The organism is Psychromonas marina (genome assembly GCF_030161115.1).
Classification (GTDB): Bacteria; Pseudomonadota; Gammaproteobacteria; order Enterobacterales; family Psychromonadaceae; genus Psychromonas; species Psychromonas marina.
Window position 1 is genome coordinate 217,039 of record NZ_BSPQ01000010.1, and the last position, 22,546, is coordinate 239,584.

General features: G+C 39.6%; 15 protein-coding genes. 13 read left to right on the plus strand and 2 right to left on the minus strand.

Features of this window, described 5'->3' with window-relative positions; translation table 11 throughout:
* Window positions 1-22: 22 nt before the first annotated feature.
* The gene (locus QQK09_RS11820) at window positions 23-451 is read left to right on the plus strand and encodes a DUF3859 domain-containing protein (protein ID WP_284204349.1); all 429 of its coding nucleotides are present in this window, start codon (window positions 23-25) and stop codon (window positions 449-451) included.
* 55 nt (window positions 452-506) lie between these two features.
* Here the strand turns inward: QQK09_RS11820 and QQK09_RS11825 are convergent, their stop codons facing one another.
* Window positions 507-1,283: a hypothetical protein gene (locus QQK09_RS11825; RefSeq protein ID WP_284204350.1), complete on the minus strand. Its 777-nt coding sequence runs from the start codon at window positions 1,281-1,283 to the stop codon at window positions 507-509.
* Between the two features lie 334 nt (window positions 1,284-1,617).
* Between QQK09_RS11825 and QQK09_RS11830 the strand changes: the two genes are divergently transcribed.
* The 10 genes from QQK09_RS11830 (at window position 1,618) to QQK09_RS11875 (ending at window position 17,072) form a co-directional block, all read left to right on the plus strand.
* Window positions 1,618-3,522 (plus strand): alpha/beta fold hydrolase, encoded by a 1,905-nt coding sequence (locus tag QQK09_RS11830; protein WP_284204351.1) that lies wholly within the window; start codon window positions 1,618-1,620, stop codon window positions 3,520-3,522.
* A 125-nt stretch (window positions 3,523-3,647) separates the two neighbouring features.
* Window positions 3,648-6,140: an MMPL family transporter gene (locus tag QQK09_RS11835; RefSeq protein ID WP_284204352.1), complete on the plus strand. Its 2,493-nt coding sequence runs from the start codon at window positions 3,648-3,650 to the stop codon at window positions 6,138-6,140.
* Window positions 6,141-6,403: 263 nt separating this feature from the next.
* Entirely contained in the window at window positions 6,404-6,733 is a 330-nt protein-coding gene (locus QQK09_RS11840; protein WP_284204353.1) for an Imm51 family immunity protein, read from the plus strand.
* A gap of 676 nt (window positions 6,734-7,409) precedes the next feature.
* Entirely contained in the window at window positions 7,410-9,053 is a 1,644-nt protein-coding gene (locus QQK09_RS11845) for an ABC transporter substrate-binding protein (protein ID WP_284204354.1), read from the plus strand.
* Window positions 9,054-9,115: 62 nt separating this feature from the next.
* Window positions 9,116-10,090: an ABC transporter permease gene (locus QQK09_RS11850; protein WP_284204355.1), complete on the plus strand. Its 975-nt coding sequence runs from the start codon at window positions 9,116-9,118 to the stop codon at window positions 10,088-10,090.
* A 10-nt stretch (window positions 10,091-10,100) separates the two neighbouring features.
* The gene (locus QQK09_RS11855) at window positions 10,101-11,087 is read left to right on the plus strand and encodes an ABC transporter permease (RefSeq protein WP_284204356.1); all 987 of its coding nucleotides are present in this window, start codon (window positions 10,101-10,103) and stop codon (window positions 11,085-11,087) included.
* Complete coding sequence (locus tag QQK09_RS11860; protein WP_284204357.1) at window positions 11,084-12,070, plus strand: ABC transporter ATP-binding protein; 987 nt, start codon at window positions 11,084-11,086, stop codon at window positions 12,068-12,070. Before QQK09_RS11855 ends, QQK09_RS11860 begins: the two co-directional genes overlap by 4 nt.
* Window positions 12,071-12,080: 10 nt before the next feature.
* Window positions 12,081-13,064, plus strand: coding sequence for an ABC transporter ATP-binding protein (locus QQK09_RS11865; RefSeq protein ID WP_284204358.1), 984 nt, complete (start codon window positions 12,081-12,083; stop codon window positions 13,062-13,064).
* A 111-nt stretch (window positions 13,065-13,175) separates the two neighbouring features.
* The gene (locus QQK09_RS11870; protein WP_284204359.1) at window positions 13,176-16,625 is read left to right on the plus strand and encodes a hypothetical protein; all 3,450 of its coding nucleotides are present in this window, start codon (window positions 13,176-13,178) and stop codon (window positions 16,623-16,625) included.
* Between the two features lie 6 nt (window positions 16,626-16,631).
* Window positions 16,632-17,072, plus strand: a complete 441-nt coding sequence (locus QQK09_RS11875; protein WP_284204360.1) for a hypothetical protein — start codon at window positions 16,632-16,634, stop codon at window positions 17,070-17,072.
* 60 nt (window positions 17,073-17,132) lie between these two features.
* Here QQK09_RS11875 and QQK09_RS11880 read toward each other — a convergent pair whose 3' ends face one another.
* Window positions 17,133-18,131, minus strand: coding sequence for a LacI family DNA-binding transcriptional regulator (locus tag QQK09_RS11880; protein WP_284204361.1), 999 nt, complete (start codon window positions 18,129-18,131; stop codon window positions 17,133-17,135).
* 444 nt (window positions 18,132-18,575) lie between these two features.
* Here QQK09_RS11880 and QQK09_RS11885 point away from each other — a divergent pair, with 444 nt between their 5' ends.
* Window positions 18,576-19,865, plus strand: a complete 1,290-nt coding sequence (locus QQK09_RS11885) for a carbohydrate porin (RefSeq protein WP_284204362.1) — start codon at window positions 18,576-18,578, stop codon at window positions 19,863-19,865.
* Window positions 19,866-20,037: 172 nt separating this feature from the next.
* Window positions 20,038-22,050 carry a methyl-accepting chemotaxis protein gene (locus QQK09_RS11890; RefSeq protein ID WP_284204363.1) on the plus strand — a complete coding sequence of 671 codons (2,013 nt, stop codon included), beginning with the start codon at window positions 20,038-20,040 and terminating at the stop codon, window positions 22,048-22,050.
* The last annotated feature ends 496 nt before the right edge of the window (window positions 22,051-22,546 follow it).

The window sequence follows — 22,546 nt, forward strand, 5'->3', positions numbered from 1 at the left end:
ATATAACTGAGCGAAATATTCGATGGCTAAAAAGAAACCTGTTATCAAGATAAGAACCTATGGTATCCACTCTACATGGGATGCTAAGTCAAAAGAGTTACCCAAAGTGAAAGCGTTCACCACTGATATTCCCGCTGAGATTGATATTGAATTTGGATTAAACATCAATATACAAAATGCGCGTGGGCAAAAGATTTTCTTTTGTATTGATCATCCAGGCGTAACCGATAAAGCGGGTAATTACCCTGCGGCATTTACCGGTGAAGTACACATAACCAATAATAATTGGGATTTCTATTTAGGCGATACAATCTGGGCACCGATTGAAGATAAGTGTGGTCCTTGGCGTATGACGATTGAATTAAATGGACAAGTGATTGCTGATAAAACTTTTAATGTGTCGGTTGATGAGCCTGACTCTGAAGTAAAAAAGCGCTTTGCTTATCTTTAATTTGATGGGTTAATAACAATACCTTTATCACCACGAAACGCTGGGCTTATCACACCTAAAAATGTACTGCGAAGCCAATTAAAAAGCCCTGCGTAGCGGTATTATAAGCAAAGTCGTCTTGGTTATCGTAATCTACCCACGTTGATTTATAAGCAATATTCATATCAGACCATTCATTAATGGTGTAGCGCACACCAGTTTGTATTGAAGAGGTAAAATCAGTATCGCTGCCTACTCCTGCATCAAGACTGAAATGAAATGCCCAATGCTGACTTAATTCTGTGATGTAACGTATGCCAATAAGATAGTCTATCCAATCAACTTTTAGATTTTTATTGTTATCAATAATACCATTATTGGTATACAAGCTACTTTCAATGTCGTTGTCCCACCACCTAATACCGAACATGTAATCGAGTGTTCCATGCTCATATTGATAGCGTTTAAAAGCCTTTGCTTCTAATACACCTTGTCGAATATCTAGTTTTGCGTTCAGTATGCTTAAATCAGTGCCTAATACTGCATCCGACTTACCACTTAATTTCATGTAGGCATAATCTATATAATAGCCCCAATTATTTTCATAGACGCCTTGTAAGCGCAACATCGCACCAATATCTATGTGGTCCATGATAAAACGTGGGTCGACATCAACACTGGTTGAAAGATCCCCCACAGTGCTATCACCGCGAATGTTTAATGCTTGCCCATAAAGTTCTATGGAGTGATTCCAGTGCTTGTCAATCTCACCTTCACTTGCCATAACATGACTACTGCTTAGAATAGAAATAGTTAATACAATCATTAAGGGGGGGAATCTGAGATTCATCATTATCTTCCTTGTTCGTTTTGTATATCATTAAAAGATAGAACATGTGGGGGTTATTGTTGATGTTTTTGTGTTAAGTGTTAGGCAAACTTCTTATTTCGTTTGCTAACATGGGGATTGATGATTAACCGGCAGCCTGATTGATATGATTATATTTAGGTAGCCAGTACGAAAAGTAAATCCTGTTTATATTTTTATCTTATCTGTTTTTAGCGTATTGAACTTTATATACCATTGTCGATTATTTTTTATGCTATATTGCCACTTAATTGTGATCTGGCTCTCACTTATGTTGTGAGCAAGTATTTTAGCGTATTTATTTAACCAAGAGAGTGATGTGAAAAAGATAGGAACCCGTTATAAAATAAGCCAAAAGGATCATGATTTTTTTGATGTCGCCTGTCAAAAAGTGGATAAAATTGCATTAGTAACCGAAGGAGGAGGGCAGCGTGGTGTCTTCACAGCCGGTGTGTTAGATGCTTTTTTACAAGCTGATTTTAACCCCTTTGAATTATTAATTGGTACCTCTGCAGGATCACTCAACCTTGCCTCATATATTTGTGGACGACAGGGGCATGCTTATAAAATGATTGCCGAAGCAACCCGCCAACCTGAATTCTTTAAATTATCCAAATACCTGTTATCCGGACAAGGGTTAGATTTAGAGTGGTTGGTTAATAATGCTGAACATGTGAATCCTTTAGATTGGAAGCATGGTGCGCAGCAACTTAAAAATAAAGAGCTGATCGCGGTAGCAACCAATGCGAAAGATTTAAGCGCAGAATATTTTAATTTAAGCGTCAAAAACTGGAAAGGACCGTTAGCCGCATCCTGTGCGATCCCTGGTTTACATAAAAATCCAGTGATATTTGATGAAACACGCTGGCTTGATGGCGGTGTTGCGGACCCAATTCCTGTCGAAGAGGCTTATCGTAGAGGCTACCGACATATTGTTGTGATCAGAACACTGCCCTCGGATTTTGAAGAGCATCATCCCGTCATCGAGTCATTGCTAAAGCATTCACCTAATAAAAAAATGGTCGAATTATCAGCTATCTTGCATACACATGAAGAAAACTATCAGAGAACACAAGCATTCTTAAATTCACCACCGGAAGATTTGCATATATATGAGATATTCCCCAACCATAGCCTTAAGTCGAACGCGATTGGCAGCACTAAAAAGCAACTTGATCGGGATTATCATCAAGGTTTAGCGTTAGGTAAATTGTTTGTACAAACGATGGCGAAAAAATTACAGATAGATTTCACCCCCTTTACTCATTTTCCAATTAAGACAACCGAGCGTTATTTAGCACTGCCTACAACTGAAGAAAGTGTGTGGGACAAGCGTGTAAATAAATCGATTGAGGGAGTCAAAGGCGTTTCTCTAACATGGATAAATGTTAACCCTCATCAGCACAAAGATATTGTCGTTGTCGTGCAAGGCAGGGATGAATCAAGTTGGAAGTATCGTGAAGTCATCGAAGAGTTAGCGCACTATTTTAATGTATTTACCTATGATCATCGAGGGCAAGGCGAATCGGGGCGTATGACAGACTTGCATGAACTCGGTCATGTAGATCACTTCCAAGACTATGTTGATGACTTAGCACTCTTTATGGAAGAGGTCGTTAATCCAAATTTACAGGGACGTTGTTTTATATTAGCCCACTCAATGGGCGCGACGGTAACGACGCATTACCTGCACCAGGCCGAGCATAAAGTCGATGCCTGCGTTTTAACGAGCCCAATGTTTGCTATTAAATTGCCAAAAGCGGTGGGTGGGATCAAAAAATCGACCATCAAAATGTCCAGTAAACTACAGAAAAAACCTCATTTTGCATTGACGCACCATGCTTTTGTCAAAAATCAGTTTGTGGGTAATAACCGTACAACGAGTCGTGTGCGCTTTGAAACCTATAGCCAAGTATTAACGACATTACCGCAACTTCGTTTAGCTGGTGCAAGCTCTAAATGGATAACGGAGTCGATGGCAGCAGCATTAAAGTGTGCTTCGTATGCGTCTAAAATTAGTTGTCCAATACTTATTTTTCAGGCGGGCAGTGACAGTATTGTCTCCAATGATGCGCAGGATGTATTTAATGAGCATTGTCGCTCTGCTAGAATTACACATATTAGCAATGCACAGCATGATATTTTAATTGAGTCAGATAGGTATAGAGAGGCTGCCCTTAAAAGTATCTTCAACTTCTTTCTAGATAGTCATCAATATTACTGATTTGTTGGGTACTGACTTGCTACTGCACTTTGTTTGCTGAAAGTAACTATTATTGTATAACCCGTAACTTTACCCATTGTCTATTATTAGTACAATGTGTACCCATTTTTATAAGAAGATAAACCGTGAAATATCGTTTCTTTGCAAAACAAAAATTACCTTTTGTTGTCGCGCTTTTATTTATCGTGCTGATGACATATATATCAATCATCTATAGTCAAAATAATTTTAGCGTTGATTCCGATTTAAATCATTTGGTGAAACAAGATGCACCGTGGAAAGATAATTTAAATAAGACTGTTGATGAATTCGGTGAGTCTGAAAATGGACTCGTGATTGTTGTTTCAGGTAAAAATAGTTTTCAAGTTCAAAATATAACGGAGAAATTACAGCAAGACTTTAGTCAGCAGCCTCTATTCGACGATGTTTTTTCAGCAGCAACTCTGCCTTGGTTTAAGCAACAAGCATTATGGTTTATGCCTGCCGCTGATTACCAAGTATTTAATAATAATTTAGACCATGTTTTACCGAAATTAAAAGCAGCAATGCTCGCATCACCTGAATCATCTGCACTGCAATTATTGGCACAATTACAGCAAAGCCTTGATAACGAGGATGCAGTGACTTCTCATCTATTATTGAAAATGCTTAATCAGCTCGCGATCACGCAGGGTAATGTTGATTGGTATCGCTTACTGATGCCTGAAAATACAAAACAGCATTATCAAATTATTACGCTCAATGCGACACCGCAAAATGATCAAAAAGAGCCCAATAAACTGATTATTGAAAGCGCACAAAAAATAATTCATCAGTACGATGATAATAGCGACGTTAAGATTCGTATTACCGGACAAACGGCACTCGATTTCGATGAAATAAATGATGCCAATAGCAGTGTTAAATTGGCGGGGATGATGTCCCTGATCGGTTTGATTGTGGTGTTAGGGTTTGGTATTCGCTCATTACGTATTATTTTAGCCAGTTATGCCGCCGTCTTGGTTGGTCTTGTGTGGACGTTGGCACTTGGACTGTTTTTAGTCGGCTCATATAACACCATCTCAATCGTTTTTTTGGTGATGTTCATTGGCTTAGGTGTCGATTTTGCGATCCATTTTTGTTTAAGAATTCGTGAAGAGCAACGCCTACAACCTAATAATCGTGCGAGTTTGTTGGCGACGATGCGCAGTACCATAAGCCCACTAAGTTTATGTGCACTGACTTCGGCGATAGGATTTTTGGGTTTTTATCCGACCGCATACACCGGGTTAGCTGAATTAGGTATTATTTCATCTGCGGGTATGCTGATGGGATTATTGGCCACCTTTACGGTGATACCTTGCTTCTTTTTTCTGTTTGGTTATCCAACCATTAAAGCGCAACCGGAGACTCAAGCGGTAAATGATGTGGACTTTTGGTTGCCTAAGCATCATAAATTAGTGGTTTTATTGGCGATCTGCGCGTTACTTATCTCTGCGTTTGGTGCGAGTAAAATGAATTTTGATTTCTCGACGTTGGTGCTTAAATCTGAAAAATCTGAATCAGTTAAGACCTTAGATGAGATCCAAAAGCAGGGGTTAACATCTAGTTATCAGATGATGATGCTTGCCACTTCTGCCGAGCAGGCTCAGGACTGGCAATCTCAACTGGCAGTATTACCAGAGATCAGTAATGTTATCTCAATTAATTCATTCTTACCTGAGAATAGGGCACAACGCATTAGCGATTTAACGCAAACGTTTAATGTACCTGCCGCGCAAACGTTACCTATCGAATCACTCTCGAGCTTACAACAAAAGCTAACCGCGTCAGCCTTTCCTGAGGCTGAAAACAGTCGACAGTGGTTAAATAACAATGATCAAGCGGCGGTAGTACAACAAATTACACAACGTGCATTGTTGCCATTACAGCAGATGCAAGAAGATGTCGGTCAATTGATGCAAGCTCCGCCACCTAGCCTTGATGATATTCCTGCGATTCTGGCAGATCGTTTTCAAAATGAAAATTATCTGTTAGTCGTTGCTTATCCTTCTGGCGATATGCGTGATGTTCAGCAGTTAGATCGCTTTACCAAGTTAGTGCAAAGCGTTGCACCTGATGCGACCGGGAGACCTGTTGCAGAGCAAGAAGTGGGGAAAATAATTATTAACTCATTTATGCAAGCATCTAGTTATTCACTGTTACTCATTGCATTAGTTTTACTGTTGGCGCTAAAACATAAACGCGACGTTGTTTTGGTTTTTGTGCCTTTATTACTCACCACATTGTCGACGATGGCTGTTGCACACTGGAGTGGACAAGCATTAAATATGGCTAATATAATTGTTATTCCATTAATTTTTGGACTTGGTGTCGATAACGGTATCCATATTGTTGAGCGATTTCGTTCCTCAGGATCGGCGCGTGCTTTTTATCAATCTTCTACTCCGAGAGCGGCGATATTGAGTTCGTTAACTACTATGGCAACCTTCGGTTCATTATTACTCGCAGACCATCGCGGTATGTACAGTATTGGATTTTTATTAACTATCGCTATTGGATTTTTACTTTTTTACAGCTTAACGGTATTACCCGCTTTATTGTTTAGCGTGAAAAAGATGCGCCACGAAGCAGAGTAGTGTTAGGGGAAATAACAATCTTCACACCTATTAGCTGAGGATTGTTATCGCTGTGATAGGTGATAAAACAACGCGTAGGCGAATTTACTATCTCGGCCTGCCTATCTGCCTTCACAAATATAGTAAATACCCGCTAACTAATTAGTTTTATTGGCACTAAACAGGAAAAGCATGATGTAAACAGCATTTAAAAACACTACCCGGAGTAGGATGAGTTGATAGGGGTTAATTATATCCCGTTAGCGATTTATCTGAGAGGTATTATGAAGCAAGTAAATGTTTACCAACCATTTTTGTTTTCAAGTTTCCAACATAGCCATAGTCTGACATTAAGTGATTTAAAATGGAAAGCCTTCGAAAAACATGATTTCTTAGGGGATGGGGAAGACTGGGCACTGGTCATTGAAAATATGCTTTCCGAGAAAAATCCTGAATTATTAGAAAAATTGACCTTTGGTGATGACCCGCAAATGTTTTCTATTAAAAGTGCAGACAAAGATGCATTACATGAGATTGCAGAGATGGTTTGTGTATTTTATGAGGATGATGTTTTATTAGATGATTGTATTAAACGTTATGCACAATATGAGTAAGTTTCAGATTAACCTGCAACGATAACCTAGTAATGAGAAAGTAACTGACGATGCGATAATAGCCTCAAGTTACTTTCTTTACTCTCTATCAACTAACCAATCACCCGCTTAATAATTATTTGGCAGTAAAACCCCTCACTTTATTACCATCCTTAAATGCGCATAAAATATTTATTATGTTACCAATGTCGTCCAAAACGGCTACATGTTCCCCTGCCTGAAATGAATGAACTGTACGTCAGACCCGCTCAGAAGCATTTGCATTAATATGAAACAGCATGGAAAGCTAAAGTGTGATTATTCTGCTGAATAAGCATTATTGATCGCTATGATTGGCATGTTCAATGGAACACGTCACTAGGTTAGGGGAGACAATGACTTATTCCATAGGAAACAAAGCCTTATTTTCAGTTACAAAAAGTTACAAACTTTATACGTTAAAAGGCTATGAATCACAAAATTGAACCTGACAAATAGCTAACAAATATCTAAGTGTGATCGAAGTGCAGGTTTCTACCAATTCAAGTTGATCAAGAAGTTTTGGTAGCATAGTATCACAAAAAGAAAGCGCTTTCTTTACAGCAAGGATTTAACCAATAATATCGAGTAGCCTCTATTATTACGATTAAATGTAACCGCTTTCCTCTTGTTATCTTAAACTAAAAAGGATTATTTAATGCATAGTAAAAAGATTTTGGCATCTATCGTATGTGGCTTGTTGGTCTCTGCAAATAGTATTGCGGCTGAAGATATTAAGCAGGGGGGCACATTGACTGTGCCTATTATTAACACGGGGTTTGTGGAGAATTTTAACCCTTATACAAGTGGTGGGTTATTTGAAGGTGTGCTGTTTGAACCATTAATGGTGTTCAATAACATGACCGGTAAAGTTGAATACCGTTTAGCGGAATCTGCTGAGTACTCTACAGATTTGAAAACGATTACGGTTAAATTGCGCGATAACATTAAATGGTCAGATGGAAAAGCACTCACAGCAAAGGATGTTGCTTTCAGTTTTACAATGACTAAATCGGCACCTGCCTTTGATCAAAAAGCGATCTGGACAAGTGGTAACCTTGAAAGTGTGACAGCGACGGATGCAAAAACAATTGTATTTAAACTAAATAATGCTGACTCAACGTTTATCTGGGGACTGCCTAAATACCATATTTTACCTGAGCATGTTTGGGGTAAAGTTGCAGCTAAAGACTTACCAACCTTTACTAATCCAAACCCTGTTGGTAGCGGACCAATGACAGATATTAAATATCTAAAACCGCAACAGATGCAACTTTGTCGTAATACTAATTACTACCTAGAAAATCGCCCATACATTGATTGTATTACTTACCGTTCATACAACGATAACTCGCAAGTACAACCTGCATTAATGAAAGGTGAGATCGATTGGGGCTCTAACTTTATTGCTGATATCGAGAATACTTTTGTTGCTGCCGATCCTAAAAACAACCATTTCTGGTACCCAGCAAACGATGCAATCCACCTTTACGTAAATACTAAAGAAGCACCCTTTGATAATTTAGACGTACGTAAAGCACTATCGATGGCCTTAGATCGTGATGAAATCGTTGATATTGCAGCTTACGGATACCCAACGACTAACTTTAATGCGGGCGGTATTGCAGAGCTTTACACGCCTTACATTAGCAAAGAAGTGACTGAGAAATACAAAGCGATTACCCAATTTAACCCTGAAAAAGCAGAGCAACTACTTGATGATGCTGGCCTGAAAGATCTCAATGATGACGGGTTCAGACAGATGCCTAATGGCGATAAAGTTGAATTTGATATCAATGTGGTTAATGGCTGGACGGATTGGATTCAAGTGGTGCAAATGGTCACTGAGTATTACGAAGAGATCGGTATTAAAGCAAACGTAAAAACGGTTGACTGGGCGGTTTACGACAAAGGCTTAAAAGAGAGCGAATACAAAATGTCGATTAACTGGTCAATGGTAGCAACTAATCCAATTGAAGCTTATCAAGCCTACTTTTTAACTGAGCAGGTTGGTAAAAGCTGGCATGCAGGACACGGTGTACATTCACCTGAGATAGATACATTAATCAATAGCTTTGGTCTTACTAATGATGTGGCTAAGCAACAGGAAATCTTAGATCAGCTACAAGAGTTTACTGCTGCTAACTTACCCTTTATTCCACTGTTTTCAAATGCAACCTGGTACCAGTACCGTACAGAAAACTTAGTGGGATGGCCGAGTAAAGAAAATCCTTACGTTCAGCCTGTTTGGTATGACGGTGGTAAACGTAATCTGATTATTAATAATCTTCACCTTAAGTAACCTGTTCTATTAAGTTCTATCAAAAGAGCCGTTCTGCGGCTCTTTAACAATTGGAAAAAATTATGAGTTTCTTATTACGCCGACTTGGTTTTTATTTCACTGCCTTCCTGATTGCTATCTCATTTAACTTTATGCTGCCACGAATGATGCCGGGTGACCCGATTGATGCATTATTTGCAGCTGCACAGGGCAAAATGGATATTGCACAAATGGATGCAGTAAGAGAGATGTATGGGTTTATGGACGGTTCTATTTTTGAACAGTATATCGCCTACATACAAAGTGTTTTTACTCTTGATCTTGGGCCGTCAGTATTGATGTTTCCCATTGATGTTACCACTGTTGTTGGTATGTCTCTGCCATGGACGATGTTTTTAGCATTAGGATCGTTAATCGTTTCTTTGATTCTTGGCGTGACAATCGGTACCTACGCTTCGTACCGCCGCGAAGGTTTTTTTGGTCAATTTGTGCCACCACTTTTAGCCTTTATTAGTAACTTCCCTTACATCGTGACTGCGCTGTTGTTGTTTTACTTCTTTGGTTTACAACTAGAAATTTTACCGCTTGCTTATACCTATGACCCATCTATTGATCCCGGCTTCACATGGGAGTTTATTAGCAGTGTAGCAAAACATGCCGTGTTACCAATGGGGTCGATGATCTTAGTAGGTATTGCTACTTGGGTATTTAATATGCGTAACGCGATGATCAATGTGCTCGGCGAAGATTACGTGACAATGGCAGAAGCAAAGGGGTTGAGCAGTTTTCGTGTGATGTACCGTTATGCGGGTCGTAACGCAATCTTACCTGTTGCTACCGCGATTGCGATGGCAATTGGATTCTCGTTTGCAGGATCAATCATGACCGAAGTTGTTTTTAACTACCAAGGACTTGGAAACATACTGCTGAAAGGCATCATGGCACGTGATTATCCACTTATTCAGGCAATTCTATTAATTCTTGTTTCTGCCGTACTGACTGCCAATTTTATAGCCGATCTACTTTACGTTTGGCTTGACCCACGAATTTCTAAATAAGGTGATAGAGATGAATAAAGCAACCACAATGAGTTCAGATGCTGCTGCATCTGCTCAACATCAGAAAAATAAATTTAAGTTAAAGTGTCACGCAATATGGATCAAAACCAAAGCTTTTTTCCATGGTAATCCGCCTGCGATTATTGGCGTCTTTCTCATTACGATGATTTTACTGGGTGCACTGTTTGCCCCTGTTTTAAGTAGTCATAATCCTGAAAAACGTGTGGCTAGACCACATCAAGCACCAAGTGCCGATCATATTTTAGGCTCAACAAGAAATGGTCGTGATGTGTATAGCCAAGTATTACATGGTGCAAGAAAGTCACTTACCGTTGCATTGTTTGCAGGGATTATCGCAATGACTATTGCGATTGCGGTCGGGGTAACGTCAGGTTACTTAGGCGGTAAAGTGGACGAATGGATGAACTTTATTACCAATGTATTCTTGGTATTTCCACAGCTACCCTTATTGATTGTACTGGCTGCCTTTTTGGGGCAGGTAGGCTCACTGGTGATCACCGTCTTACTGGGGGTTACTTCCTGGCCATGGGGCGCAAGGGTGATACGTTCGCAAACAATGGCGATCAGAAACAAAGAGTTCATTATTTCTGCTGAAGCGATGGGTGAATCAAAAATCCGTATTATTTTGGTAGAGATTCTACCTAACTTGATCTCAATTGTATTTGGTGGTTTTTTAGGCACGGTTATCTATGCGATGGGTGCAGAAGCGGGCTTAGGTATTCTTGGTTTAGGTGATGCGACAGAAGTGAGCTGGGGGTCAATGCTTTATTGGGCACAGGTTTCTTCCTCTTTATATACTGGTGCATGGTGGGAAATGTTGGTGCCAGCTGCGGCCTTAGCATTAACCGGTGGTGCATTGGCACTAATCAATATGTCCATCGACCAAGTCAGTAACCCGAAATTAAAAACCGGTCCTCACATGAAGTTATGGAAAAGATTAAACAGAGAAACAATGAAAAGTAGAGGTCTACTATGAATGTATCATCATTAAACACAGCAAAGTCAAAAGCGCCACTGTTAGAAATTAATAATTTGTGTGTTGATTACGTTTCGCCTCACGGTATTGCCAGAGCAGTTAATAACGTTAGTTTAACCATCGCACCCGGTGAAACCTTAGGTATTGCAGGCGAATCAGGCTGTGGTAAAAGTACGTTAGCATTTGCAATAACGCGCTTACATAAAGCACCCGCACTGATCTCTAATGGCGAAATAATCTATAACGGTCGTGATATTTTAAAAATGACTGATAAAGAATTACGTGCTTTTCGTTGGAATGATGTGTCGATTGTTTTTCAGAGCGCAATGAACTCATTAAATCCAGTGATTACGATTGGTGAACAGCTGACCGATGTGATTGCCGCGCATAAACAGATCAGTCCTAAAGAAGCTGTTGCCAAAGCAAAAGAGCTATTAGAAGTGGTCGGCCTGCATGGGGATCGTTTAAAAAGTTTCCCACACCAATTGAGTGGCGGCATGAGGCAGCGTGTAGTGATTGCTATTGCACTGGCACTTGAACCCAAGCTGATTATCATGGATGAGCCAACCACTGCGCTTGATGTAGTGGTTGAGCGTGAAATATTAAATGAGTTATATGATCTAAAAGAGCAGTTTGGCTTCTCAATACTGTTTATCAGTCATGATTTAAGCCTGATGGGTGAAATTGCGGATCGTATCGGCGTGATGTATGCAGGTAACCTGATTGAAATAGGCGACGCTAAAACCGTCTTTACTAATCCGTCTCATCCTTATACTAAAGGTTTGATCGCTTCATTCCCGTCAATTCATGGGCCCAAAGAACGCTTATACGGGATTCCAGGTGATCCCGTTAATCTTTTGAAATTACCTACTGGCTGTAATTTCCAAGCGCGTTGTGTGGATTGCATGGAAATATGTACAAAAGATGATCCGATTTTGGCTGAACTGAGCGTCGGTTATCAAGCTGCATGTCACAAATTATAAGGAATCAATGATGGATAATTTAAATACCCCTGAAGTTGTGCTGTCAGTTAGAAATATGATTAAAGATTTCCCGATAGGGCAATCAAGCAGTAAAAACAGCCTCATGCGCGCGGTCAATGATGTTTCATTTGACCTTTGTAAAGGTGAAGCTCTGGCTATTGTTGGCGAATCTGGCTCAGGTAAGAGTACCGGAGCACGTGTTTTATCACGCATCTATGAAAAAGATGGTGGCGATATTATCTTTAAAGGCCAACCGTTAGCGGAGTATGTTGATGAGCATGGTTCATTGGAATATGCGCGTCAGGTACAGATGATATTTCAAGACCCCTTTGGTTCATTGAATCCCGTGCACTCTATTTATCACCATATTGCTCGTCCGTTGATAATTCATAAACGTGGCGATAAAAAAGTGATTGAAAAACTTGTTTATGAACTGCTTGAGTTAGTTGGATTATTTCCGGCTGTTGAAACGGCGAGTAAATTCCCACATGAGCTAAGTGGTGGACAAAGGCAGCGTGTAGCTATCGCACGTGCATTGGCGGTTGATCCTGAAGTGATTTTGGCGGATGAACCTATCTCAATGTTAGATGTGTCAGTGCGTTTAGGCATATTAAATCTAATGGCGGATTTGAAAGACAAGCATGGCATCTCATTTATGTATATCACCCACGATATTGCTACAGCAAGGTATTTTGCTGAGAAAACAGCGGTGATGTATGTTGGTCATATGGTGGAGTGGGGGAATAGCGATAAAGTTACGCAAACACCTCAGCATCCTTATACACAGTTGTTGTTATCTGCTGTGCCAGAAGCGGGTAAAAGTGGTCGTCGTGAGTTGGGGGCTAAAAAAGGTGAGATTCCAATGTGGAAACCAGACACCAAAGGCTGTCCATTTGCAGCACGCTGCCCTCGTGCAATAGAAGCCTGTGCAGATACTTTTCCAAGTATTACTGAAATAGCAGCAGATCATTTTATTCGCTGCCATAACATTTAACATATATTAACGATTTTAGTTTTGGGTGCTTATCTGGCTAGTTAAGCTTATTTGATTTGCACTCTTTTTTTTGCTTTTACAAGAAAGCGTTTTCTTATTTTAGGTTTTATTATGACAGACAAAATTAGTAATAATTCATCCAATGCAATCTCAGGAAAATTTGTTTCCATCGATGGTGATAAATACTATCAAATTAAAAATGCGGATCAGATGAATCCCTTTTTTATCAGCGTTGTTTCTGCCAGTGATCATTGGCTATTTATCTCATCTACGGGTAGTTTATCTGCAGGTAGAATTAGACCAGAAAATGCACTATTTCCTTATAAATCTGTAGATTATATCCATGAGAGTGCTGAAAACACCGGCAGTAAAACAATTGTTAACGTGCAGACTGAAAAGGGTTGTAAAAAATGGGAACCCTTTAACCTACAACATAATGGTTTTTACCAAGTGCAGCGTAATCTGTATAAAAATGTTGCCGGCGATAAAATCATTTTTGAAGAGATTAACCTTGATTTAGGATTAACCTTCAAATACCAGTGGGCAATCAGCGAACAGTTTGGTTTTGTCCGTAGTTCAACGGTGGTTAATAACAGCAGTAATGTGGTTGAATTTGAAATTGTTGATGGTATTCAAAATATTTTGCCACCCAATGCACCACTGGCACTGATGCAAACAAGTAGTGCCTTATTGGATGCTTACAAGTGGAATGAATTGATGCCTAATTCAACACTGGCAACGTATAGCTTATATGCAAAATTGAGCGATCGCGCTGATCCTGCTGAATCGTTACAAGCAACAGCAGTATTTAGCGTGGTAGATAATTGCCAGTCAATCTTGCTTTCAAGTGAGCAGTTAGGTGCATTCCGTCGCGGTGAATCGATTGCCAATGAAGATCTACGCCGTGGTTTAAGAGGCGCTTACTTCATTCACAAAAATTGTAAACTTGAAGCGAATCAGAGTGATAGTTGGAAAATAATTGCAGACATTGATAAAAGTCATAGCGACATTGCGGCACTAAAAGCTGAGCTACAATCGGGTGAAGGTGTTGAACAAACGATTACAAATTCAGTTGAAGCAAACCATCAAGACCTGATTATGTTGATGGCGGGCAGTGATGCTTACCAGAAGACAGCAGAAGAGGAAACAAGTGTGCACCATTATGCCAACGTATTATTTAATAATATGCGTGGTGGTGTGGTGGTGGATCAATATTGGGTTGAAAAGCAAGATTTTATCAAAACAGTAACTAATGCAAATAAAGTGGTGGCTGCGAATAATCAGGCATTTTTTGACTCGCTTCCTGAGCGTATCGACTATCAAGCTTTGATCACATCAGCTGCAGAGCAAAATGATGATCAACTTGTGCGTCTTTGCCATGAATATTTACCACTGACCTTTGGTCGTCGACATGGTGATCCAAGTCGTCCGTGGAACCATTTTGAAATTAAATTAAAAGATGAAAATGGTGATCGCCTGCTTTCGTATCAAGGAAACTGGCGTGATATTTTCCAAAACTGGGAAGCATTAGGATTAAGTTACCCGAACTTTATTAAATCTTTTATCTCTAAATTTGTTAATGCATCAACAATAGATGGATACAACCCTTACCGTATTACCAAAGCTGGTATTGACTGGGAGATGTTAGAAGAGGATGACGCGTGGAGTAATATTGGTTACTGGGGTGATCATCAAATCATCTACCTGCTTAAGTTCTTAGAGCAGTCGAAAAAATACCAGCCAGCCGAGCTTAATGAGTTACTGAATGCTGAAATATTTAGCTATGCAAATGTGCCCTATGAAATTGAAGGGGTAGATAAAATATTTGCTGATGCCAAGAATACCGTTATCTTTAACGATGATAAACAAGCGGTGATTGAAAAGCGCGTCAGTGAATTTGGTAGCGACGGACGACTACTCTTAAACAGCGATAACAGTGTTTACATGGTGAACCTGACCGAGAAGCTGTTGGTACCCTTACTGGCTAAACTGGGTAATTTGGTCGTTGATGGTGGTATTTGGTTAAATACACAACGCCCTGAGTGGAATGATGCCAATAATGCGATTGTAGGTACTGGTTTATCGATGGTGACACTGTATTACATGCGCCGTTATGTCGCATTTTTGCAAGACCTATTAGAGGATAGCAGTGGTTACGTTCATTTATCTGCAGAATTAGCACAATGGCTTATCGCTACATCACAAATATTACAGCAAGCTAGTGCGTTTACTTTATTAGGTAAGGTTGATGATGAAACACGTAACACAGTACTTCGACAGTTAGCGACTGCTTCTGCTGCTTACCGCGCTGATGTTTATAAAAAAGGTTTCTCAGGTAAAACAGAGGTCAGTTGTGAGGCCATTAAACAGATGCTTATTGCAAGCCTTGCAGTGATGGATCAAAGTATTAAGAGTAATCTGCGCAAAGATGGCCTGTACAACGCTTACAACATTATCAATTACACACCTGAAACGGTTAAAGTTGATCTACTTTATCCTATGCTAGAAGGTCAAGTTGCGGTGTTGTCTGCGGGGGTATTATCACCTAAAGAAGCGGTTTCTTTACTTGATAACTTATATGCAAGTGAGATGTTCCGTGCTGATCAAAATACCTTTATGTTATATCCAGATCGCGACTTAGCCCTATTTGCGGATAAGAATTGTATTAAGGCTGAACGTGTTAATACGAATCCATTGTTAACCGCGATGCTTGACAAAGGGGATCGCCGTGTTATCGAAAAGGACGCTGAGGGGGCTTATCATTTTAATGCTCACTTTGAAAACGCGGGAGTATTAGCGGAAATAATGCACGGGCTTGAAGCAGAGTATCAAGATGCAACCTCTGAAAACAAAGCGGATATCTTTAGCTGTTATGAAGATGTGTTCAATCATCAGGCATTTACAGGGCGTTCAGGTACCATGTTTGGTTATGAGGGACTTGGTTCTATTTATTGGCATATGGTTTCTAAACTGCTTCTTGCTGTCCAAGAGAACTACTTTGCAGCATTTAAACTAGACCCCCAATCTCAAGAAACACAAAAATTAGCAGAATATTATTACAAAGTGCGTGCAGGCATTGGTTTTAATAAAACACCTGAGGTTTATGGCGCTTTCCCAACTGACCCATACTCACATACGCCAAAACAGGCAGGGGCTCAACAGCCTGGTATGACAGGGCAAGTTAAGGAGGAGATCTTAACGCGCTTTGGCGAGTTAGGCTTGCTTGTTGAAGAGGCTAAAATCGCCTTTAAACCTTCGCTGTTAAAAGCGCGTGAGTTTTTAACTGAAGCTGACCAGTTCACTTTTATTAACCTTGAAAGTAAACAGCAAACGATTGATCTTAAAGAAGGCGAGTTAGGGTTTACTTACTGTCAGGTTCCTTTTGTATATCAAGTTTCAAAGGCTGCAAAGGTAGAAGTAATAATGGTCAATGATGAAACGGTACAGTTAGATAGCCTGTCGCTTGATGGTAAACTGAGTGATGCGATATTCTCTCGTAGTGGTGCGGTTAAGCAGGTCAACGTCGCTATTCCATCTTCACTATTATTGAAAGAGGCATAATTCACGATGAATAGACACCTATTAGAGGTGTCTGAATTTAATGCGACGGGTTATGCGCCCGTCGTTGATTTTCAGGCATGGCGCGTTGCAATGCTTAATTATATCGATGAGTTAGATGCTGATAAAATCGATAATTTCCAATGTCATAACGAAACCGATGAGGTGTTTGTCTTATTATCTGGAAAGTGCATTTTGTTTTGTGCTGAGGTAGGTGAGGATAACAACATCGGTGAAATAATGAGTTGGGATATGCAACCCAATAAAGTCTACAATATTAAACGCGGCGTTTATCATACTCATACGTTAACTGAAGATGCTAAAGTATTAATTATTGAAAACAGCGATACTAGCGATGATAATTCACCAAAAATAATGATTGATAAAGCGGTTAACAAACAGTTAGCAATAATAACGTCGTCATTGTGGGGGGCGTTGTACAGTCGTTGATATTATAAAAGGCAGTTAACCTGCCTTTTATTCTAATATTTCAGCGTGTTAGATGTTAAATCAGTTTAACTTCTTCACTGAGTTTCTAATAACTAATTCTGGTGAAAGCTTGTTGTTTATCTGATGTTTATCTTTATGAACCAGAGAAAGCACGCTATTTGCTGCTTCAATTCCCATCTCGATAACTGGGAAATTAACCGTAGTGAGTTTCGGCCTGATATGTTGGCTGTAAGTATCGTTATCAAAACCAACGATAGAGATATCTTCACCAATGGTTAACCCTCTATCACTACAAACATCATAAACTGCCAAGGCGATATTATCGTTCTGACAAAATATAGCGGTGATGTCACTGTGCCTATCAAGTAAACGTCTGACTTTTTCATGATTACCATCATGATCAAAACGTCCCTCAGCAATTAAACTCGCTTCGTAGTTAATACCAAATTCAGCTAAGGCATTCCGGTAACCTTGTAAACGGTCTCTACTATCAAGTTTACTCAGTTGTCCGGTGATACAAGCAATTTTTTTATGTCCTAATTCCAACATATGTTTGGTTGCAATATAGCCACCCAATTCATTGTCAATACAGATACATTGTTTATACAACTCTGGTACATAACGGTTTAAAATAATGGTAGCAGGGGTGTTTTTAGCAATTTTTATTAATTCATCATCGGATAATCTATCCGCAATAACAATAAGGCCATCAACTTGCTTTGACTGAAGAAATCGAATTGAGTCAGTTTCTTTATCCTTTGATTCCTGGCCACTAGTAACGATTAAGTGCATATTCTTTTTGCGCACATTATTTTCTACATTATGCATTAAAGGTCCAAAGAAGGGACCTTCAAGTGTACCCACTAACATACCAATGCTATTTGAGCGACTTGATGCTAATGCTTGTGCGAAGGAGTTAGGTTTGTATCCCAACTTTTCTATCGCCTCAAATACCTTGATCTTATTAGCCTCTTTAACAGTCGCGTGACCATTGAGTGCTCTAGACACCGTTGCTTGAGAAACTTGTGCAAGTTCAGATACTTCCTTAATGGTGATCAACTTACTCTCCTGAAAACTTTATTTGATTAAAAAGCATATAACGTGTTGGTTTAACATTTTTCTAATATTGAACGCTACGTGATAATACTGCAAGTGTTTCTTAGTGATAAAGAGAGCGAACAACCTAGTACGCTGCACTTTAATACTATTTGTATCTCTGTTGACGGTAATTGTTGATCACAAGTCGCCATTTATTCTTCTTTTGTTGAAAATAGCAGAGTGTGATCAATAGCAATGAAAGCGCTTACTTTGGTGGCACGGCTCACTTTATATCGTTGACTTTCCCTTTATAATTGCATTCAGAAATTGGCAGAGTGGTTTTGAATTCAACTTAGATTGTAATCAGATCATGTCTAGCCATTTTTTTAAAGGATCTAAGAAAGCGCTTTCTTTATTGTTTTCTTTGCCTATTTTTACGGAAAAAAATAAACTTATGGAGTTACAATGAAACTATCAAAATTAACCCTAGCGTGTCTTTTAGCAACCTCTACACTTTCAGCAACAAGCGCATATGCAGATGTGACTGATGGACTTGAGTTCCACGGCTACTTTCGTTCAGGCGTACTGTTAAGTGCAGAAGATGACTTTAAACGTTCGGCATGGCAGGGCGGTAAAGAGACGTTAGGTCGACTAGGCATTGAAGCCGATAATGATATGAATTTTGAGCTGATCAAAAAATGGGCTTTTGATGATGGTAAATCAATTCGCATTCATGTTGCCGTTGCAGGAACGGGTACAGATAAAGCACTGGGTTCTTCTGTTGATGCTGATTCATTGACTAATAGTATGGGTTTTGGCCAAACCTATGTTGAGTTTGGTGGTTTGACTGAAACCGGCACTTTCTGGGCAGGTAAACGAGATTACGGTAAAGATAACTATATCTTCATGACCGATTTCTTCTATACGCAGATGTCTGGTTTAGGTATTGGTGTTGCAGATTATGAAGTGGGTGATGTGAAAATGGATTTCGCATACATGACCAGTGATAGAAATAATGTGGAAGGCCGTCCATATCCTTGGGGTTCAACGAATACCAATAACATTATGCACTCTGTACATGTTGGCGCAAACTTTGGCAGCTGGGAATTACACGGTCAGCTTAAAGCAATGCCTGATAACTGGGATGATGCTGGAAATGAATATGCAGAAACGGGTTTTGACGTAACCGCTATTGTGCACCTAGATAGCTTTGTTGGTATCCCGGGTAATGGTTTCTCTAAAGTGATTGTTCAAGGTGGACAAGGCCTTGGTTCAAACCAATTACTGGGTGGTACTCTGAATGTATATAATGGTTATGTTGCTGGTGGACCTGGCCCTGAACAGATGACTTATATTGATGAAAATGATCTTTCTGCTCGTTTCCTTCTATGGGGTGGTTACTTCTTTAAAAACGGCATTAACTTATTCCCATCGTTACAAGCCCAATATAATGATAACGATGATGGTAGTTCAAATTATTGGGCTTCTGCAATGATTCGTCCAACGTTCCCTGTTTCTGATAACTTCTTTATTGCCACTGAATTTGGTACGCAATATAACCATTGGGATAGCGGTACGGGTCAAACTGGTAGCGGTAATAATGCTAAAGCGACCATTGCACCAACATGGATTATCGGTACAGGCCAAGGCCCTGCACCTGAGATCCGCTTGTTAGGGACGTACTTAAATCACGCGGCTACCAATGCTGGTGATGGTGATTTCATTGTTGGTTTACAAGCTGATATGTGGTGGTAAGCACTAATTAACAGTTAATTTTCAAGGGCTTTACTCCTAGAGTGATAGCCCTTCTTTACTTTATAAATTACAGTGTTTTAGATAATGCTGTCGCTATTTCAAAGTTATTCCCCATTAACGAATTATCGTTTTCTATAAAAACTACTCTCCTTACGCGTTGGAAATCAGACCTATGATAAAAATAAAAATAAAAAAACAAACTTCCGTCATAAAACGCATGTATGCTGGATTCTCGGTGATGGTGCTACTTTTTATCGCCACTGTCATGTTGATGCTCAATGGCACTAACCAAATTCATCAGCAATTGCAGTCTGTTAATAACAATACTTTGCCGTTGGTTACTTTTGCGAATCAAACCAGTGTTAAATTGTTAATTGCAGATAAAATATTTAAAGATTTTTTAACCAGCCAAGACGCACAAAGGATGATGGTATATGAACAGGATTTTGTTTTAGCTCAGCAAAATTTCAGCACTTCTCTTGCTAAATTAGCCGCTATTTCTGCAGATAATAATATGTTAAGTAATCAATTAAGTGAGCTGTTAGCGTTAGAAGCGCGCTATTTTAGTGAATCAAGTAACGCAATGGCTAATTACAGAATACAACTAAGTGCCGAACAAGAACGCCAAAAAACAGCGCGTCGTTTTCAGAAATTACAAACTGATTTACGTTTAGGCATGATTGAGTATATCAATGACAAGGGTACCGATACGGTTAAGTTGTTAGCGAGAGGGTATTTCGATAAGTTAAAGCTAATTGAAACAACCACCTCAGATGCGTTGTCGAGTGATGATATCAACGTGATCAGCAAAGCGATGAAAGCCAATAAACGGAGTGTCACGCGTTTACAATTTTCCTATCAAGCGATTGTTACCCAGATGCCTTCTTTTAAAGCGGAATTTGGTGCGTCAACACAGCAATTCATCCAGGATGCGGGTAAGAAAGGAGGGGTATTAGATCAACATTTTTCTTTTATCACCTCACGTATTAATTTGTACGCAAGTATTGCTATTTTGGCTAATGAAGTTGACCAGGCGATGTCTATTTTAGCGACTTTTCGTGAACAAACTGACCAATTAATGAGCCAGGCGATTGATAGTGCAACACAAATTTACAATGATGGATATACCAACGCGATTGTAATGGGAATAAGTGTTACCTTATTCCTTATTTTTCTTGCTTGGTTATTAGCGCAAAATGTACGTAAACCGTTAGTTTCAATCCTTAAAGCACTCGAAGCGTTAACCGATGGTGATATGACGCAAAGGGTAAGTGGCAATACCTTTATCGAATTCAATCAACTCAGCAAACATATCAATACATTAGCTACTAACCTTCAGGATATATTACGAAAATTAAGTGTTACATCGGGTAATTTAGCGGAGGTTTCAGCACAAAATCAATCAACCATGAATAGCGCTAAAGCACGTTTAAATGAACAACGTAACCAGACTGCCTCGGTTGCCACCGCAATGACTGAGATGCAGCATTCAGTACAGGATGTTGCTACCAGTGCACAACACTCAATGGCTAAAGTTCGTGATGTTGAAAATGCGGCAGAAACTGGACGTGCAGTGATGAGTGATAATATCGCCACTATCCACCTTTTATCAGATAACCTTGATGAATCGGTAAAAGTGGTCGCGACAGTGCAGGCGATGAGCGCCGATATAGGCTCTATTCTAGATGTTATCCGCCATATTGCTGCTCAAACCAATTTGTTAGCGCTGAATGCTGCGATCGAAGCTGCGCGAGCAGGGGAGCAGGGCCGCGGCTTTGCGGTAGTTGCTGATGAGGTGAGAGTGCTTGCTGAACGTACGACGCGTTCGACAACAGAAATTGAAGATATGATCCAGAATTTGCAGAATAAATCTGAGCATGCATCCACAGTGATGCAAGCTTGTGTGAATGAAATGGGAAAAAGTTTAAAACAGACTTCACAGACCAATAGCGCAATGGAGGAGATTCAAACGAATATCATTGAGATCAGTAAAATGAGCTACCACATATCACATGCAGCGGAAGAGCAAAACGCGACCACTAACGCCATTGCGCGTAGCTTAGAAGATATCAGCCAAATTGCAGATGATAATAACTCATCGATGGAACGTGTGACCGAGGTCAGTACGCAATTAGATGAATTAGCGCATCAACAAAATGAGTTAGTACATCAGTTTAAAGTGTAATTAAATTTCGATGTAAGTACTTACTAAGCATGTATTGCTGTTTCATCTGTTGCTAAGCATTAACCGCTAAGCAATAGGTGAGATAGCAACTGTCTAATCGTTCTCATCTCGCCTAAATAACTCATTTATCATAAAGCGGCTTACCTTTCTGAATTTTTATAAAGGATATGAGCGACTTTAAATATTCTCACGATGACGTAATAGCAAATCCACTAATTATCTGCTCAATCTTGCTCGTTAAAAGGCGTTATTTCTTGGTGACAAGTTTTACCAAGGGAACAAAAATTAAAATAATAAATTATTGAATTTATTATTTTAGATAAAGGATTAAGTACATTAATCTATTGAAAGGCTGTAGCTTGCACCTTGAACTAACGACTCTATTCGGTGCAATATTTGAATACTCAATTAATGGACTTGGTATAATCGCGTTTATCATTGATGTTAACTCGCCATTTGATAATAGATCGCTATGTGATGCAGTAGCTGATCGATG

Coding starts and splice junctions, on each gene's coding strand:
- QQK09_RS11820 (WP_284204349.1), top strand. CDS start 23: ATGGCTAAAAAGAAACCTGTTATCAAGATAAGAACCTATGGTATCCAC.
- QQK09_RS11825 (WP_284204350.1), bottom strand. CDS start 1,283: ATGATGAATCTCAGATTCCCCCCCTTAATGATTGTATTAACTATTTCT.
- QQK09_RS11840 (WP_284204353.1), top strand. CDS start 6,404: ATGAAGCAAGTAAATGTTTACCAACCATTTTTGTTTTCAAGTTTCCAA.
- QQK09_RS11845 (WP_284204354.1), top strand. CDS start 7,410: ATGCATAGTAAAAAGATTTTGGCATCTATCGTATGTGGCTTGTTGGTC.
- QQK09_RS11850 (WP_284204355.1), top strand. CDS start 9,116: ATGAGTTTCTTATTACGCCGACTTGGTTTTTATTTCACTGCCTTCCTG.
- QQK09_RS11855 (WP_284204356.1), top strand. CDS start 10,101: ATGAATAAAGCAACCACAATGAGTTCAGATGCTGCTGCATCTGCTCAA.
- QQK09_RS11860 (WP_284204357.1), top strand. CDS start 11,084: ATGAATGTATCATCATTAAACACAGCAAAGTCAAAAGCGCCACTGTTA.
- QQK09_RS11865 (WP_284204358.1), top strand. CDS start 12,081: ATGGATAATTTAAATACCCCTGAAGTTGTGCTGTCAGTTAGAAATATG.
- QQK09_RS11870 (WP_284204359.1), top strand. CDS start 13,176: ATGACAGACAAAATTAGTAATAATTCATCCAATGCAATCTCAGGAAAA.
- QQK09_RS11875 (WP_284204360.1), top strand. CDS start 16,632: ATGAATAGACACCTATTAGAGGTGTCTGAATTTAATGCGACGGGTTAT.
- QQK09_RS11885 (WP_284204362.1), top strand. CDS start 18,576: ATGAAACTATCAAAATTAACCCTAGCGTGTCTTTTAGCAACCTCTACA.
- QQK09_RS11890 (WP_284204363.1), top strand. CDS start 20,038: ATGATAAAAATAAAAATAAAAAAACAAACTTCCGTCATAAAACGCATG.